The organism is Streptomyces gobitricini, from assembly GCF_039532985.1.
Classification (GTDB): domain Bacteria; phylum Actinomycetota; class Actinomycetes; order Streptomycetales; family Streptomycetaceae; genus Streptomyces; species Streptomyces gobitricini.
On record NZ_BAAASR010000016.1, the window covers coordinates 104,104 to 118,693 of the forward strand.

Consider the following 14,590-nt stretch of genomic DNA (forward strand, 5'->3'; position numbering starts at 1 on the left):
TGCCCCGCATGCCTTCTCTTCTGAGCAACCGGCTGGCGAAGCGGGTCATGCGCCCCGCGTTCGCCCTGGTCGAGCAGCGCATGGAACGCGCGACCAGCGCGCTCCAGACCGACCTCGACGCCCTGCACCACGCGGTGGCCGACCTGCGCCGCCAGAGCTACGGCCTCGGGCTGCTGCTCGACCAGGCCGGTCGCGACGGGCACCGGATGCCCACCGCCACCCAGGTCGACACCCTCGTGCGCGAAGTACGCGCCGTCACCGGCGACGACGGCGAGCGGGCCCGGCACGACTTCACCGTTGCCTACCGCCACCTGGTGGCGCTGGAGGCGCTCGGGGCCGGCGGCCTGGCGGGCACGGTCTCCGACGTGTGCGGGCGGCTCACGACCGTCCCGCTGCTGGCCCCGCCGAACGGCGAGGTTCTGGAGATCGGCACCGCACACGGGCTGTTCGCCGCCGCGCTGCGGCGGATGCTGCGGCGCGGCGGCGTCGAGGCGCGGCTGACGATCGTCGACCCGCTGGACGGCTCCCCCACCCGGGAGGACGTGGTGCGCGGCAACCTGGCCCTGGGCGGCACGGCCGGCCCGGCGGACGCCGCGCGCATCGAGCGGGGCGGCTTCGACGACGCGGGCGTCCGGGAGCGGATCGCCGACCGCCGCTACGGCGTGATCGTGGTGAACGGCCCGCACGACCTGGCAGCGGTGCGGGACCTCGCGGCGCCCGGGGCGGTCGTCGTCCTCGGCGACCAGCCGCGCCCCGCGGGCCTCACCGGGCTCGGGCGGGTCGCCGACTCGGTGTACTGCCGGGCGGCCTGACCAGGGGCGGACCGGCGTCACACGCCGCGCATCTGCCGCTGGCGCTCCAGCGCCCGGCGCAGCTCCGCGGGGAGCGGGTGGTACGGCCCGTAGGCCAGCTCCGTGTCGTACAGCAGGTTCTGTAGCTGCTGCTGGGCCGCCGTGTGGTCGCCCATCGCGAGGAGCAGGTGTCCGATGCGGTGCCGGATGTCGAAGGCGCGGGCCGGGTCGGACGGGGTGGGCCCGCCGCCCGTGTAGTACGGAAGGAGCGCGCGGTACTCGGCGAGCGCGGCGGCCGTCTCGCCCAACTGCTCCAGGCACAGCGCCGCGTCGTACCGGAACTGAAGCGTCTGCGGGTCGGCCGGGCCCGCCTCCGCCTCCCGGTCGTCGGCCAGGCGCCGCAGCTCGGGCAGGGCGCGCCGGAACTGGCCGTCGTCCATCAGCGTCGTCGCGTACTGCTTGCGCAGGATCCGGACGACCGGCGAGTGCTCGCCGTGCTCCGCGGCGGCCGCCGGGAGGATCCCGCCGAGGATGTCGACGGCCTGCGTGATGCTGCCCTCGCCGAGCAGCCGCTTGACCTCGTCCACGGCGGCCGCGACATCGGGACGGCTCGCGGCGGGCGCGACGGCCGACTGCGGTACGGGCGCGGGCGCGGTGGCCCGGTCGGGCCAGGGGGCGTGCGGGCGCAGGAAGGGACGCGTGGGGTCGAGCGGCCCGCACTGACCTCCGCGCGTGGGCAGCAGCGGGGCGAGGGTCTCGTACACCTCCTGCGCGCCCGACGGGCGGGCCTGCGGGTCCTTGGCGAGCAGCCGCAGGACCAGCGCCTCCAGTGCTTCGGGGACCTCCGGGCGCAGCTGGCGGACGGGCAGCGGCGGTTCGTACAGATGGCGGTGGAGCACGCCGAGGACGGTGGAGCCGGCGAACGGCACGTTGCCACTGAGGAGTTCGTGCAGCAGCGCGCCGAGCGCGTACAGGTCGGTGTACGGGCCGACGGCGCCGCCCATCGCCTGCTCGGGCGCCATGTAGGCGGGGCTGCCGATGGGCGAGCCGGTGTGTGTGAGGCGGGTGGTGTCGGTGTCGATGACCGACGCGACCCCCAGGTCGAGGACGGTGACCGTGCCGTCGGGCTTCACCATGACGTTCCGCGGCTTGAGGTCGCGGTGGACGATCGGCACGGCGTGCACGGCGGCGAGAACCGCGCACAGCTGCGCGGCGACGGACACCGCCCACTGCCACGGGTACGGGTCGTGCTCGGCGAGGTGGTCGGCGAGGTCGGCGCCCTCCACGTACTGCATCACCAGGAACAGTTCGTCCCCGTCGTTGCCGGCGTCGTGCACGGTGACCAGCCCGGGGTGGGAGACCTGGGCGGTGACCCGGCACTCGCGGACGAAGCGGCGGCGCATCTCGTCGGCGGCGGTGGCGGCGGCCATGTGGTCGGGTCGCAGCAGCTTGACGGCCACGCGGCGGTCGAGCCGCCCGTCGTAGGCGGTCCAGACCTGGCCCATGCCGCCCTGTCCTATGACGGTGGACAGCTCGTACCGCCCCCCGATCACCCGTCCGTTCACTTGCCCTCTTCCCGGGGGTCCTGGGGCTCCCCGCGGAGGAGGTCGCTGAGCTCGTCGAGCTCGGCGCGCACCTGGTCGATGCGGTGCGACGTCGGCCTGGCGGAGGACTGCGGCTGCGGCTGCGGCTGCTGCTGTGCCTGCGGTTGCGGCTGGGTCGGGACCGGGCCGGCCGCGGGAGCCCGCGGCGTCGGGGGGTGCGGCTGGTGCTGGGGCGGCAGCGGCTGCGGGTAGGTCTGCGCGGCCGGGGCGGCGACCGGCGGATAGCCGTAGCCGGTCGCCTGCGGCGGCCCGTACGCCGCGACCGGCGGCACCCGGCGCCCGTAGTGCCGTATCTCCGCGATCAGGTAGTAGATGACGACGCCCACGACGCTGACCAGCACCCACGCCCCGAAGAAGAGCGCCGCCCCGTCACTCATCTCCTGCTTCTCGTCCTCCGGCACCGTCTCGCCGAGGAAGACGAACATGCCGATGGTGGACAGCAGCAGGACGCAGAAGAGGATCCAGTCGAGGGCCCTGCGGGTGATGACGGCCAGCCTCAGCAACGGCGTCCAGGCGAGGAAGCCACAGCTCAGCACGGTGAGGACCACGAAGAGGGTGCGCAGGACGACCAGCGTGCCGTCGGCGGGGCGCCCTGGTTGGGGCGGTGCGTGGCCGTGGCCGTGCATTACTGCTCCTGGATGACGTGTGCCGACCCGGCGAGTCGGGCGAGAGGACGAGCGTATACACCGACACCGACAGCGGCGCCGGGGTTGCACGAACCGTTGTGGAAATGATCAGCCGGCCGGTGCGGCCTCGACCGTGCCGTCCGTGAGCCCGTCGTACATGCCCCGCACCAGCCGCTCGCCCAGCCGTCCCGCGAGGCGCAGCGCCTCCTCGAACTCGGCGAGCGCCCGGAACGTCTCCCCGTACCGCCGCTGCTCCGCGAGCGGGAGCCGGGGCAGGTGGAGGCGCCGCACGTCGAGCCGGGTCGCCGTGGACGCGTAGCTGCTGGCCTGCCGGTTGTTGGCGGTGCCGCGCAGGAAGCCGGCCAGGAACCAGGGGTCGATGGCCGCCGGATCGGGGCGCAGCAGCTGGAGGTTGCGGCCGAGGGCGGCACCCTCGGTGGCCTCGTCGACGACACGGGCGATCGACCCGCCGCCGAGGACCGGGACGACGACGTCACCGGCGCGGACGAGCACGGGCTCCTCGCCGGTGCCTTCGGGGAGGCTTCCGGAGGGGGCCCGGCCGGTCAGGACGTCCTGTTCGGTGAGGACGGGCACGGAGGGGACGGGCGCGGAGGCGGCACCACCGCCGGTGCCGGTGGCGTCGCCGGTCGCGGTCCGGGGGGCGGTGCTGTGCCCCGTGCCGGCTCCGGCGGCGGTTCCGGTTCCGCCCGCGCGCAGTTCCAGGGCGCCGGTGCGCGCCAGCTCGCCCACGGTGACGCCGGGGAGGCGGGCGGACTCCGGGTGGGCGGCGGTGCGGGCGGGCGGCGGGGTCAGCTCGACGGTACGGCGCAGCACGGCCGTCAACCGGTCGCGTACCCCCGCCAGTTCCTCGGCCCCGCCGGCGGCGGCCGGGGGCGGAAGGTGGCGGGCGGGTGCCAGATCGACATCGTCGTCGAGGAGCTCGATGACCGGGACGCAGCGGTGGGCGCCGGGCCGTTCGGCGACGGTGCCGTGCTTGTCGAAGGGCTGCCAGGCGTCGAGTACGGCGGTGTGGACGGCCGGCCAGTCGAGCCTGTCGCGGCCCGCGTCGGTGTGCTCGGAGGTGTCGACGACCAGCAGCTCCGGTGAGGCGGGGGCGCCCGCGACCGGCTTGCGCAGCACCCACAGGTGGAGCGGGATGCCGTACGGGGGTGCCGCGCCGGCCGGCAGGGCGACGACCGCCCGCAGCGCGCCGTGCCGCAGCAGGTCGGCGCGGATGCGACGGCCGGAGCGGCGCGAAGCGGCGGCGGGGGGCATCAGCAGGACGGCGGTGCCGCCGGGGCGCAGCCGGGCCAGGGCGTGCTGCGCCCAGGCCAGTTCGGACTCGGTACGGGCGGGGAAGCCGTACTCCCAGCGCGGGTCGTAGGCCAGCTCCTCGTGGCCCCAGTTGCGCTCGTTGAACGGCGGGTGGCAGAGCACCGCGTCGGCGGTGAGCCGCGGGAAGGCGTCGGAGCGCAGCGAGTCGCCGGACCGGGCGTGGACTTCGGCGCCGGACCGCAGGGCCAGGCGGAGCGCGGTGAGCGCGGCCAGGTCGCGGTCGGTCTCCTGGGCGTACAGGGCGGTGGGCTTGTCGACGGCGCGCAGCAGGGCGCCGGTGCCGCAGGCCGGGTCGAGCACGGTTCCGGCCGGTCCGGCGAGCTCCGCCATGAGGGAGGCCGGGCCGGGCGGGGTGAGGGTGTACTGGCGGGGATTGGCGTCCAGGTGGCGGCCGAGGAGGAACTCGAAGGCCTGCCGGGCGCCCGTCTCGGCGGCGAACTCGGCGGCGGCGCGCAGCAGGGGGACGGAGGGCGCGAGTTCGGTCGGGTTCGGCGTGGGGACGGGGCGTTCGGGGCCGAAGCGGAGCGTCAGGATCTCTTCCAGGGCGGGGGGCAGCAGTTCGGCCATGCGCTCGTCGGACACGGCGGTCATCTCCAGCCAGCCGCTGGACCTGTCGTGCACCAGCAGGAGGGCGCAGCCGGCGTGCACGAGGGCGGTGACCGCTCCGGCGGGGTGTCCGGCGATCTGCTGCCAGACGCGTTCGCGCGGCGGCACCTCGGCGAGCTTCCCCTGGGCGCGCAGCCACCGCTCGACGTCGGCGAGCGAGAAGGACGGGCTGGTCTCGGTGCCGCCGACGGGTTTCGGGAAGTCGGCGTGACGGCGCCGCCAGTTGCTGACCGCGGCACGCCCCACCCCGGCGAGGCGGGCGATCCCGGCCGCGGTCACCTCTGCTGCGTTGTCCGGCACCCGGCTGGCTCCCTTCCCTCTGCTGCTGTGGCGCCGATCCTACAGCCGTACACAAGAGTTCTCCCTTCACAGTGTTACTAGGCCGGGGTGGCGTGAACCGTGTTGACTCGGTTCACAAGCTCTGCTCTTATTGACCCGTCGCCGCACGGGGCAGCTGTACGGCCCCGGCACACGGCCCGGTCCCGGCCCGGCCAGTACGGCGCCACCACTACCCCGCTCCCCCGCTCCCCCTCACCCGGAGATAGCCCCATGTCTTCCACCGCCCTCCGCACCTTCACGCGCCCCGCCCTGGCCGCGCTCTGCGCCGCCGCCGTACTCGGCCTCACGGCCTGCGGTTCGCCCGGCTCCTCCGGCGACCGGACGAAGGACACCGGCCCGTTCCCCGGCCTGTCCGGCCCGCAGATCGCCAACAACGCCATCAAGGCGACCAAGAAGGCCGACTCCCTCACCCTCGACGCGAACCTCAAGACGCCCGAGGGCCAGATCAAGGCCTTCATGGCCCTCGACACCAAGGGCCAGTGCGCGGGGACCATAACCATGGGCGACACCGGCACCATGGAGCTCATCAAGGACGGGAAGGTCGCCTACCTGCGCTTCGACGAGGCCTTCCTGCGCGATCAGAGCGAGGGCGGCTCACCGGAGGAGACGGAGGCGGTGCTGAAGATGCTCAAGGGCCGCTGGATGAAGACCGACGTCACGGACCCCGAGGCCAAGGACAGCCTGGAGATGTGCGAACTGGACTCGATGCTCGCCGAGTTCGAGACCGGCATCAACTCCGCCAAGCGGGGCGAGGAGACCACCGTCAACGGCAAGAAGGCGCTGACGCTCACCGAGACGGACGGCGACGAGACGTACACGATCTACGTCGCCACGGAGGGCGAGCCCTACCTGCTGAGGGTCGAGCAGAAGGGCGGCGAGGAGCCGGGGACCATCTCCTTCCTCGACTACGACAAGCCGGTCCCGGCGAAGAAGCCGGCCGCCAAGGACATCGTCGACCTCGACGAGCTCGGCGCGCAGTAACAAAGGGCCGCGGGCACGGTGAGGCCGGACAGACCGTCGGAGGGGGCGGCCTGTCCGGCCCCACCGCGCACCACGCACCGCCTACAGCCGGTGGCGCACCCACACGTTGGGCTCGACGTACACGGCGTACCCGCTCGACACCTCACACCGCACCGGCACCAGCGCGCCTCCACCGGGCCGGAGACCTCCATCAGGTGGGGGCCGCCCGGCCCACGTGGGGGCTCAACCGCCGCACTGCCGCAGCATGGTGTCCTTGTCCGCGGTGGTGACCGGCAGCTCGTACTTCTTCGCCACCTGTGCGAACCGCACCGCGTAGGCGCACCGGATCGCCTTGTGCGGCGGCAGCCAGGACGCCGGACCCGAGTCACCCTTGCGGCTGTTCGTGGGGCCGTCCACGGGGAGCAGGTTCAGCGGGTCGTTCGCCAGTCGTTGGCGCTTGCTCTCCGGCCAGCGCGACGCGCCGAGCTGCCAGCTGTACGACAGCGGGACGACGTGGTCGATCTGCACCTCGGCCGCTTCCGCCTTCTTCCACGCGATGTCCTCGCCGGTGTACGGGTCGTGCAGCGTCATCGCCACGACCACGCAGTCGGAACCCGAGCGGAAACGCAGCTCCCGGCCGTCCCGGCGCAGAAGGTCGTTGCGGGTGTCGCAGCCGTTGCGGGCCAGCGGTACGCCGTCGGCGGTGTCCATCCAGGCGTAGCCGAACTCGTCCCGGTCGTACCCCGTCCTGGGCCCCCGCCCCTTCACGGTGAGCGCCTCGATGAGCCGCCGGGCCTCCGCCCGGTCGGCGTCCGAGGCGAGGGGCGCGAGGCCCGGCTTCGTACCGTCCGGGTTGTCCAGCGGGGCGATCCGTCCCGCCGGTGCCGGTCCCGGTCCGGCCGACCCGGCGCCGCCCCCCGCTCCGGCCACCGCGCCGCCCGCGCCGCATCCCGTGACGAGGGACGCGGCGAGCAGGGCGGCGAGTGTCGCGGCGGTGCGGACCGGCGGCCGGTGCTTCCGTGTCATGGGCATCCCCGCATGGTAGGCGCCGGGCCTACACCTTGCCGATGCCCAGGGTGTTCTCGCCCGGCAGCAGGCCGCTGCCGATGACGGTGAGCCAGACGCCGCCGAGGGCCTCCGCGAGCCGCGCGGTGTCCTCGGCGCCGAGCGCCGCCCAGGGGCCCGCGGCCATCTCGTCGGTGCGGCGCTCCACCTCGTCGCGCACCGCCCGCCCCGCGTCGGTCGCGGTGCCACCCGCCGTCAGCAGCCCGCGCGCGACCAGCCGTTCACGGGCGGCCGCCCACGCGTCCTCGCTCCAGCCCCGGCTCGCGAAGACCTCCGGGGACGCGGCGCCGACGGCGGCGAAGGAGACCAGCGACTCGACCGGGTCGAGCCCGGCGGCGAGCAGCGCGGCCAGGTGGCCGTCCCCGCGGTGCTCGCGCAGCACCGTCGTGGCCTGCCACAGCACCAGGTGCGGCTCCTCGGGCCACTCCAGCGCGGCGTTGGCGGCGGCGAGCGGCCGCCCGGCGTGGACGGCGGCCTCGGCGGCACGCCGGGCGAGGGCGGCGGCCTCCTGGAGCACGCCCACCTCTTCCCCGAGCAGCCGCCGGTAGAACCGGTCCATCGCCCGCAGGCGCGCCACCAGGACGTCCGCCGGGGCGGCGGCCTCCCACGCGGCCGGCACATACCGCTCCACCATCGCGGGGCTGAAGCCGTAGAACGCGGACGCCACCTGCCCGGCGCCCACCCGCCCCAGCGGGGCGGCGCGCCAGGCGAAGTACGACGGCCAGCGCTCCTCGGTCCCGTATCCGAGCGCGGCGGCCTCCTCGAAAGCCTCCGGCGCGTAGTAGAGCACCGCGTGCAGCGGCTCCAGCAGGTGCCACATCTGTCGTACGCGACCGAGGTCCTGGTCCATGACGTCCCCCCATCTGGTCACTGTCCGGATTCAGCGTCCACGACCCCACCGAACTTGTCAACGCCTAGATCGGCGTACGGTGGCCCCATGAGCAGCCAGCGCGCCTACCACCACGGCGACCTGCGGCGGACCGTCCTCACCGCCGCCCTCGACGTCATCCGCTCCGACGGCCCGGCGGCGCTGAGCCTCCGCGACCTCGCCCGCCGCGCGGGCGTCTCCCACGCGGCGCCCGCCCACCACTTCAAGGACCGCGCCGGTCTCCTCACCGCCATCGCGGCGGAGGGCTTCGACCTGCTGGCGGCCACCCTCGCGGACGCGACCGACCTGCGCGACGCGGGCGTCCACTACGTCCGCTTCGCCATGGAGCACCCGGCCCATTTCCAGGTGATGTTCCAGCCGGACCTCCACCACCCCGAGGACCCCGCCCTGCTGGCGGCCCGCACCCGCGCCGGCGACCGCCTCCGGGAGGCGGTGACCGAGGCCGTCGACGAGGACGACCCCCGCCTTGCGGGTATCGCCGCCTGGTCCCTGGCCCATGGCTTCGCGACGCTGCTCCTGACGCACAACCTCACCGCCCCGGTGGGCGACGCGGCCCCGGAGGACGTCTTCCGCTCGCTCACCGGCATGCTCTTCACGGCCCGGTCGGCCCACCCCCCGGCGAGCCGATGAGTTTCCGCCGCCCGGCGCCGGTCCGCGCCGACATCGGCATCGACGGCCCTGAGCGGTGGGTACCGCTCAGTCGCCTTCGGCCATCCGCAGGGCGTCGCCCAGGGCGCGGCTCAGCCGGGCGACGAGCGCGAGCAGGTCGACGTCCACCGGCTCCGGGTCACCGGCGGCGCGTTCCGCCCGGTCCAGCAGGTGTCGCGCCAGGCCGAGCTGGGCGGCCTCCATCTCGTCCGCGAGGCGGGACGCGGGGCCGTCACCGTCTCCGATGACGTAACACCGTCTGCCGCTGCCGGCGGGCAGCTCCCGCACCCTCGTCACGCGGTCACCCCGGTCCGGTGGATGTCCCGCACGTCCAGGTCGACCCCGTAGGTGGCGAGCAGCAGAACATCGCGGCGCCACCTCCGTACGCGGTCCGCCTCCTCCCGCTCGTACGCCCGCACGTAGGGCCTCACCAGCGCGCTCGCACCACCGTCGCGCGGCTCGTACCACTGCCGCACGGTCGGCGCGGGCCGGGCGGTGACGGTGGGTGGGTTCGGACGCGGCGGTGCGGCCGTCGCATCGTGAGCGCGGTGGCCGCCACGCGGGACGGCGAACCGGATCCGAGCCCGTTCAAAGAAGCCTAGGAGCAGTCGGCGCATCAGGGGGCACTCCTTCATCAGACATCCATCAGACATCGGTCGCGCAGCAGAGCTCGGCCCACATGGCGCGTCCGTCCGGGTCGACCCCGCTGGCGGTGCTCAGGGAACGGACGATGACCGAACCGGGACCGTGACACTGAAGCAGTGACAGCACCGAAGGACCGGCCGCGGTGATGCGGACGCGGCGATCCGCGGTGGACAAGGTCATTTCCACGGCGTCCGGCCGGCTTCCAAGGGCCGCCACGAAGAGTTGGTGAGCAATGAGAGGGGCATCGGCGTGCGGGATGCGGAGCGCCGTCCACCCCCGGACGGCTCGGGCCTGCTCGGGCAGCCCGGCGAAACACTTGCACCACGTGTACCCCCGTCCGGGCATGCGGGACCTCCCGAGGACGGTTATCTGACGTCAGATAACCGTTATCTGTAGTCAGAATGCCGCTCACGTTGGCGCGGGTCAAGCCGGGCGGGACATTATGTGTACGCAGATTACGAAGTCCGTTCGGAACGGTGGTGTGGCGTGACTCAGCCCGAATACCAGCGGATCGCCGCTGACCTGCGGCGCCGTATCTCCTCCGGGGAGTTCGGGCCTGGCGACAAGCTGCCCATCCTCCCGGCGCTGTGTGACGAGTACGGCGTCTCGGAGGCCACGATTCGCAATGCCCTCGGCCTGCTTCGCAACGAAGGCGTTGTGGAGAGCCGAGCTCGCGCGGGAACCCGTGTACGGCCTCGGCCACCCGTCCATCGCATGGCGGCGGATCGTTACCGCGCGCAGAACGGCGCGAAGGCCACGCCCTTCACCCGTGATCAGGGAATCGGCTGGTCGGAGTACCGGCTCGAAAAGCGCTTCGAGCAGGTGAGGGCCGACCCGGAGGTGGCGGTGCTCTTCGAGTGCGAGCCGGGAGAACGGCTTCTCGCGCGCCATTTCGTCTTCTATGACAGCGACACGCCCACCCAGATGAGCACCAGCTACCTACGGTGGAGCGACGTCGCCGGCACCCCGGTCGCCGATCCGATCAACGAGCCGTGGCCCGGCGGGACGCGAGCACAATTGTCCTCACTCGGCATCACGGTCAGCCGGATCACCGAGTCCTTCACGTGCGCGATGCCGACCACCGACGAGGCGGCCACTTTGCGTATCGGCACCGGAGTCCCCGTGCTGCGGTACACGCGCCGGCACATCGCGGACACGGGTCGCGTAGTAGAGGTGGCGCACCCCATCGTGCGGAGGGGCGACACCACCGTGGTGGACTTCGTCATCGACCTCGACGGCCCGTAGGCACTGGACGGGCGGGCGGTCCGGGGCGGCACCTCCGGGAGGGCCGCCCCGCGCGCCGAGGAGCTAGGAACCCAGGATCGTGGCCAGGAACTCGCCCGTCCACGACAGCAGTTCCCGGCCCACCACCGGCTTGCCGCCGATCTTGCCCGTGGTGGGGCGGGGGACCAGGATCTGGTGGGCCTGCGGCTTGATCACCGTACGCGGGTACAGCCGCTTCAGGCGCAGCTCCTGGGACTCGCGCAGTTCCACCGGGGCGAAGCGGATGTTCGGGCCCTGGAGGACGATCTCGCCGACGCCGCACGCGCGGGCCAGCATGCGGAGGCCGGCCACCAGGAGGAGGTTCTCGACCGGCTCGGGCAGCTTGCCGTAGCGGTCGGTCAGCTCCTCACGTACCGCCTTGATGTCCTCCTCCGAGTTCGCGGAGGCGATCGCCCGGTACGCCTGGAGGCGCAGCCGCTCGCCCGGCGCGTAGTCGTGCGGGACGTGCGCGTCGACCGGAAGCTCGATCTTGACCTCCAGCGGCGGCTCCTCCTCCACGCCGCCCTCCAGGGAGGCGCGGTAGTCGGCGACCGCCTCGCCCACCATGCGTACGTACAGGTCGAAACCGACGCCCGCGATGTGGCCGGACTGCTCACCGCCCAGGAGATTGCCCGCGCCCCGGATCTCCAGGTCCTTCATGGCGACGTACATGCCGGCACCCATCTCGGTGTGCTGGGCGATCGTCGCCAGGCGCTCGTGGGCGGTCTCGGTGAGCGGCTTCTCCGGCGGATAGAGGAAGTACGCGTACCCCCGCTCGCGGCCACGGCCTACGCGGCCGCGCAGCTGGTGGAGCTGGGAGAGACCGAAGTTGTCGCCGCGCTCCACGATGAGGGTGTTGGCGTTGGAGATGTCGATGCCCGACTCGACGATGGTCGTGGAGACCAGGACGTCGAACTTCTTCTCCCAGAAGTCGACGACCACCTGCTCCAGGGCCTGCTCGGTCATCTGGCCGTGGGCGATGGCGATCCGGGCCTCGGGCACGATCTCGCGGAGGCGGGCCGCCGCCCGGTCGATCGACTCCACCCGGTTGTGGATGTAGAAGACCTGGCCCTCGCGCAGCAGCTCCCGGCGGATCGCCGCGCCGATCTGCTTCTCCTCGTACGGGCCGACGAAGGTCAGGACCGGGTGCCGCTCCTCCGGGGGCGTGGTGATGGTCGACATCTCGCGGATGCCGGTCACGGCCATCTCCAGCGTGCGGGGGATGGGGGTGGCGGACATGGTGAGGACGTCGACGTTGGCGCGGAGCTTCTTCAGCTGCTCCTTGTGCTCGACGCCGAAGCGCTGCTCCTCGTCGACGATGACCAGGCCCAGGTCCTTGAACCTGGTCTCGGAGGAGAACAGCCGGTGCGTACCGATGACGATGTCGACCGAGCCGTCCTTCAGGCCCTCCAGCGTCGCCTTCGCCTCCGTGTCGCCCTGGAAGCGGGACAGCGCGCGGACGACCACCGGGAACTGGGAGTACCGCTCCGAGAACGTGCCGAAGTGCTGCTGCACCAGCAGGGTGGTCGGGACGAGGACCGCGACCTGCTTACCGTCCTGCACCGCCTTGAACGCGGCGCGCACGGCGATCTCCGTCTTGCCGTAGCCGACGTCGCCGCAGACCAGGCGGTCCATGGGGACCGTCTTCTCCATGTCCTCCTTCACCTCGGCGATGGTGGACAGCTGGTCGGGGGTCTCCGCGTACGGGAAGGCGTCCTCCAGCTCGCGCTGCCACGGGGTGTCCGGGCCGAAGGCGTGACCGGGCGCCGCCATCCGGGCGCTGTACAGCTTGATCAGATCGGCGGCGATCTCCTTGACGGCCTTCTTGGCGCGCGCCTTGGTCTTGGTCCAGTCGGCGCCGCCGAGCCGGTGCAGGGTCGGGGCCTCGCCGCCGACGTACTTGGTGACCTGCTCCAGCTGGTCGGTGGGGATGTACAGGCGGTCACCTGGCTGGCCGCGCTTGGCCGGGGCGTACTCGACGAGGAGGTACTCGCGGGTGGCGCCCTGGACGGTGCGCTGCACCATCTCGATGTAGCGGCCCACGCCGTGCTGCTCGTGGACGATGTAGTCGCCGGTCTCCAGGGTGAGCGGGTCGATCGTCTTGCGGCGCCGCGTCGGCATCCGCTGCCCGTCCTTGCCGGCCGCCCGCTGGCCGGTCAGGTCGGTCTCGGTGAGGACCGCGAGCCTGAGCGCCGGGTCGACGAACCCGTACTCGATCGAGCCGCACGCCACGTGCACCACGGACGGCTCGATGCCCTTCAGGTCCCCGTCGAGACGGGCCGCGATGCCCTCGCCGCCCAGCACCTCGACCGTCCGGGCCGCCGGACCGTGCGCCTCGGTGACGAACACGGTGCGCCAGCCGTCCGCCAGCCAGCCCTTGGTGTCCGCGAGGGCTCTCGCGGTGTCGCCGCGGTACGCCTCCGGGGCGCGCATGCCCAGCTTGAGGGTGTCGGCGTCGCCCGCCGCGCCGGAGGCGTGGGTCAGCGTCTCGTCGGCGGCGAACGGGGACACCGACCACCACATCATGCCGAGCTCGCGCGCCCGGTCCCGTACGTCCGCGATGCCCCACAGCGACGCCGCGCCGACGTCGATCGGCGCCTCGCCGCCGCCTGCCGTGGCCGCCCACGAGGCGTGCAGGAACTCCTGGGAGGTGGCGACGAGGTCGGCCGCCCGGGTGCGTACCCGCTCCGGGTCGCACACCACCGCCATGGAGCCCTCGGGCAGCACGTCCAGCAGCAGCTCCATCTCGTCGACCAGCACCGGGGCCAGGGACTCCATGCCCTCGACGGCGATGCCCTCGGCGATCTTGCCGAGCAGTTCACCCAGCTCCGGATGGGCCTCGGCGAGAGCCGCCGCCCGCGCCCTCACGGACTCCGTCAGCAGCAGCTCACGGCACGGCGGCGCCCACAGCCCGTGCTCGGCGACCTCCAGCGACCGCTGGTCCGCGACCTTGAAGTACCGGATCTCCTCGACGTCGTCGCCCCAGAACTCGACGCGCAGCGGGTGCTCCTCCGTCGGCGGGAACACGTCCAGGATCCCGCCGCGCACCGCGAACTCGCCACGCTTCTCGACCAGCTCCACGCGCGCGTACGCGGCGGCGGCGAGGCCCTCCACGACGTCGTTCAGGTCCGCCTGCCGACCGGTGCGCAGCGACACGGGCTCCAGGTCGCCCAGGCCCTTGACCTGCGGCTGGAGCACGGAGCGCACGGGTGCGACGACGACCGAGACGGGGCCGGTCGCCGGGTCGTCCGACGAGGGGTGGGCCAGCCGGCGCAGCACGGCGAGGCGGCGGCCCACGGTGTCGGAGCGGGGCGAGAGACGCTCGTGCGGCAGCGTCTCCCAGGACGGGTACTCCACGACCGAGTCCGGCTCCAGCAGGCTGCGCAGCGCGGCCGCCAGGTCCTCCGCCTCCCGGCCGGTCGCCGTCACGGCGAGCACCGGGCGGCCGGCGTCCCGGGCCAGCGCGGCGAGCGCGAAGGGCCGGGCCGCGGGCGGGCCGACCAGGTCGACGTGGGCCCGGCGGCCGTCGGCGGCCGCCTTCACCGCTTCGGTGAGGGCGGGGTCCTTGGCGACGGCGTCGAGCAGACCGTGCAAGCTCATGAAGGCTTCCATCCGGGGGGTGGGCAACGCGAACCGCCCGACACGTCTCACGGGCCGGGGGTTTTCCAGCCTACGACGTCGGTCCGACACCCGCGCACGAAACCTCCCGGCCCCGGCGGGCGTCGGGCCACGAGGCCGCCCCGCCACCACCGGCGGTCCACCGGCGGTCCACCCCTGATCCGCCGGGGGCCGACCGGGGGCCGATCAGAGGTGCGCCGG

The 14,590-nt window shown here is 73.4% G+C and carries 12 protein-coding genes and 1 pseudogene; 4 read left to right on the top strand and 9 right to left on the bottom strand.

What is annotated here, in order from left to right; all coding sequences use genetic code 11:
• Positions 1-8: 8 nt before the first annotated feature.
• A complete protein-coding gene (locus ABD347_RS14800) occupies positions 9-812 on the top strand; it encodes a class I SAM-dependent methyltransferase (protein WP_344361069.1) in 804 nt (267 codons plus the stop codon).
• 17 nt (positions 813-829) lie between these two features.
• Here ABD347_RS14800 and ABD347_RS14805 read toward each other — a convergent pair whose 3' ends face one another.
• The 3 genes from ABD347_RS14805 to ABD347_RS14815 form a co-directional block, all read right to left on the bottom strand.
• Positions 830-2,356, bottom strand: coding sequence for a serine/threonine-protein kinase (locus tag ABD347_RS14805; protein WP_344361071.1), 1,527 nt, complete (start codon positions 2,354-2,356; stop codon positions 830-832).
• Positions 2,353-3,021, bottom strand: coding sequence for a hypothetical protein (locus ABD347_RS14810; protein WP_344361073.1), 669 nt, complete (start codon positions 3,019-3,021; stop codon positions 2,353-2,355). Before ABD347_RS14810 ends, ABD347_RS14805 begins: the two co-directional genes overlap by 4 nt.
• A gap of 108 nt (positions 3,022-3,129) precedes the next feature.
• Positions 3,130-5,262 carry an N-6 DNA methylase gene (locus ABD347_RS14815; RefSeq protein ID WP_344361075.1) on the bottom strand — a complete coding sequence of 711 codons (2,133 nt, stop codon included), beginning with the start codon at positions 5,260-5,262 and terminating at the stop codon, positions 3,130-3,132.
• Positions 5,263-5,511: 249 nt separating this feature from the next.
• Between ABD347_RS14815 and ABD347_RS14820 the strand changes: the two genes are divergently transcribed.
• Entirely contained in the window at positions 5,512-6,282 is a 771-nt protein-coding gene (locus ABD347_RS14820) for a hypothetical protein (protein ID WP_344361078.1), read from the top strand.
• Positions 6,283-6,363: 81 nt separating this feature from the next.
• On the opposite strand, the pseudogene ABD347_RS14825 reads toward ABD347_RS14820, so the two are convergent.
• The 3 genes and pseudogenes from ABD347_RS14825 to ABD347_RS14835 form a co-directional block, all read right to left on the bottom strand.
• Positions 6,364-6,453 (bottom strand): annotated as a pseudogene (locus ABD347_RS14825) (N-acetyltransferase); the annotation flags it as partial.
• Between the two features lie 51 nt (positions 6,454-6,504).
• Positions 6,505-7,287, bottom strand: coding sequence for an HNH endonuclease family protein (locus tag ABD347_RS14830; protein WP_344361305.1), 783 nt, complete (start codon positions 7,285-7,287; stop codon positions 6,505-6,507).
• 28 nt (positions 7,288-7,315) lie between these two features.
• On the bottom strand, positions 7,316-8,176 hold the full coding sequence (locus ABD347_RS14835) for an SCO6745 family protein (protein ID WP_344361307.1): 861 nt from the start codon (positions 8,174-8,176) through the stop codon (positions 7,316-7,318).
• Positions 8,177-8,263: 87 nt separating this feature from the next.
• On the opposite strand from ABD347_RS14835, the gene ABD347_RS14840 reads away from it, so the two are divergent.
• Entirely contained in the window at positions 8,264-8,845 is a 582-nt protein-coding gene (locus ABD347_RS14840) for a TetR/AcrR family transcriptional regulator (protein ID WP_344361080.1), read from the top strand.
• A 66-nt stretch (positions 8,846-8,911) separates the two neighbouring features.
• Here the strand turns inward: ABD347_RS14840 and ABD347_RS14845 are convergent, their stop codons facing one another.
• Positions 8,912-9,160, bottom strand: a complete 249-nt coding sequence (locus tag ABD347_RS14845; protein ID WP_344361083.1) for a hypothetical protein — start codon at positions 9,158-9,160, stop codon at positions 8,912-8,914.
• On the bottom strand, positions 9,157-9,498 hold the full coding sequence (locus ABD347_RS14850; protein WP_344361085.1) for a hypothetical protein: 342 nt from the start codon (positions 9,496-9,498) through the stop codon (positions 9,157-9,159). Before ABD347_RS14850 ends, ABD347_RS14845 begins: the two co-directional genes overlap by 4 nt.
• A gap of 496 nt (positions 9,499-9,994) precedes the next feature.
• Here ABD347_RS14850 and ABD347_RS14855 point away from each other — a divergent pair, with 496 nt between their 5' ends.
• Positions 9,995-10,753, top strand: a complete 759-nt coding sequence (locus ABD347_RS14855; RefSeq protein ID WP_344361087.1) for a GntR family transcriptional regulator — start codon at positions 9,995-9,997, stop codon at positions 10,751-10,753.
• Positions 10,754-10,816: 63 nt separating this feature from the next.
• Here the strand turns inward: ABD347_RS14855 and mfd are convergent, their stop codons facing one another.
• Positions 10,817-14,371, bottom strand: coding sequence for a transcription-repair coupling factor (gene mfd, locus ABD347_RS14860; protein WP_344361090.1), 3,555 nt, complete (start codon positions 14,369-14,371; stop codon positions 10,817-10,819).
• Positions 14,372-14,590: the final 219 nt, after the last annotated feature.

Excerpts from the sequence above, each read along its gene's own strand:
- ABD347_RS14835 (WP_344361307.1), bottom strand. The coding sequence starts at position 8,176 with ATGGACCAGGACCTCGGTCGCGTACGACAGATGTGGCACCTGCTGGAG.
- ABD347_RS14810 (WP_344361073.1), bottom strand. The coding sequence starts at position 3,021 with ATGCACGGCCACGGCCACGCACCGCCCCAACCAGGGCGCCCCGCCGAC.
- mfd (WP_344361090.1), bottom strand. The coding sequence starts at position 14,371 with ATGAGCTTGCACGGTCTGCTCGACGCCGTCGCCAAGGACCCCGCCCTC.
- ABD347_RS14830 (WP_344361305.1), bottom strand. The coding sequence starts at position 7,287 with ATGACACGGAAGCACCGGCCGCCGGTCCGCACCGCCGCGACACTCGCC.
- ABD347_RS14820 (WP_344361078.1), top strand. The coding sequence starts at position 5,512 with ATGTCTTCCACCGCCCTCCGCACCTTCACGCGCCCCGCCCTGGCCGCG.
- ABD347_RS14840 (WP_344361080.1), top strand. The coding sequence starts at position 8,264 with ATGAGCAGCCAGCGCGCCTACCACCACGGCGACCTGCGGCGGACCGTC.
- ABD347_RS14850 (WP_344361085.1), bottom strand. The coding sequence starts at position 9,498 with ATGAAGGAGTGCCCCCTGATGCGCCGACTGCTCCTAGGCTTCTTTGAA.
- ABD347_RS14800 (WP_344361069.1), top strand. The coding sequence starts at position 9 with ATGCCTTCTCTTCTGAGCAACCGGCTGGCGAAGCGGGTCATGCGCCCC.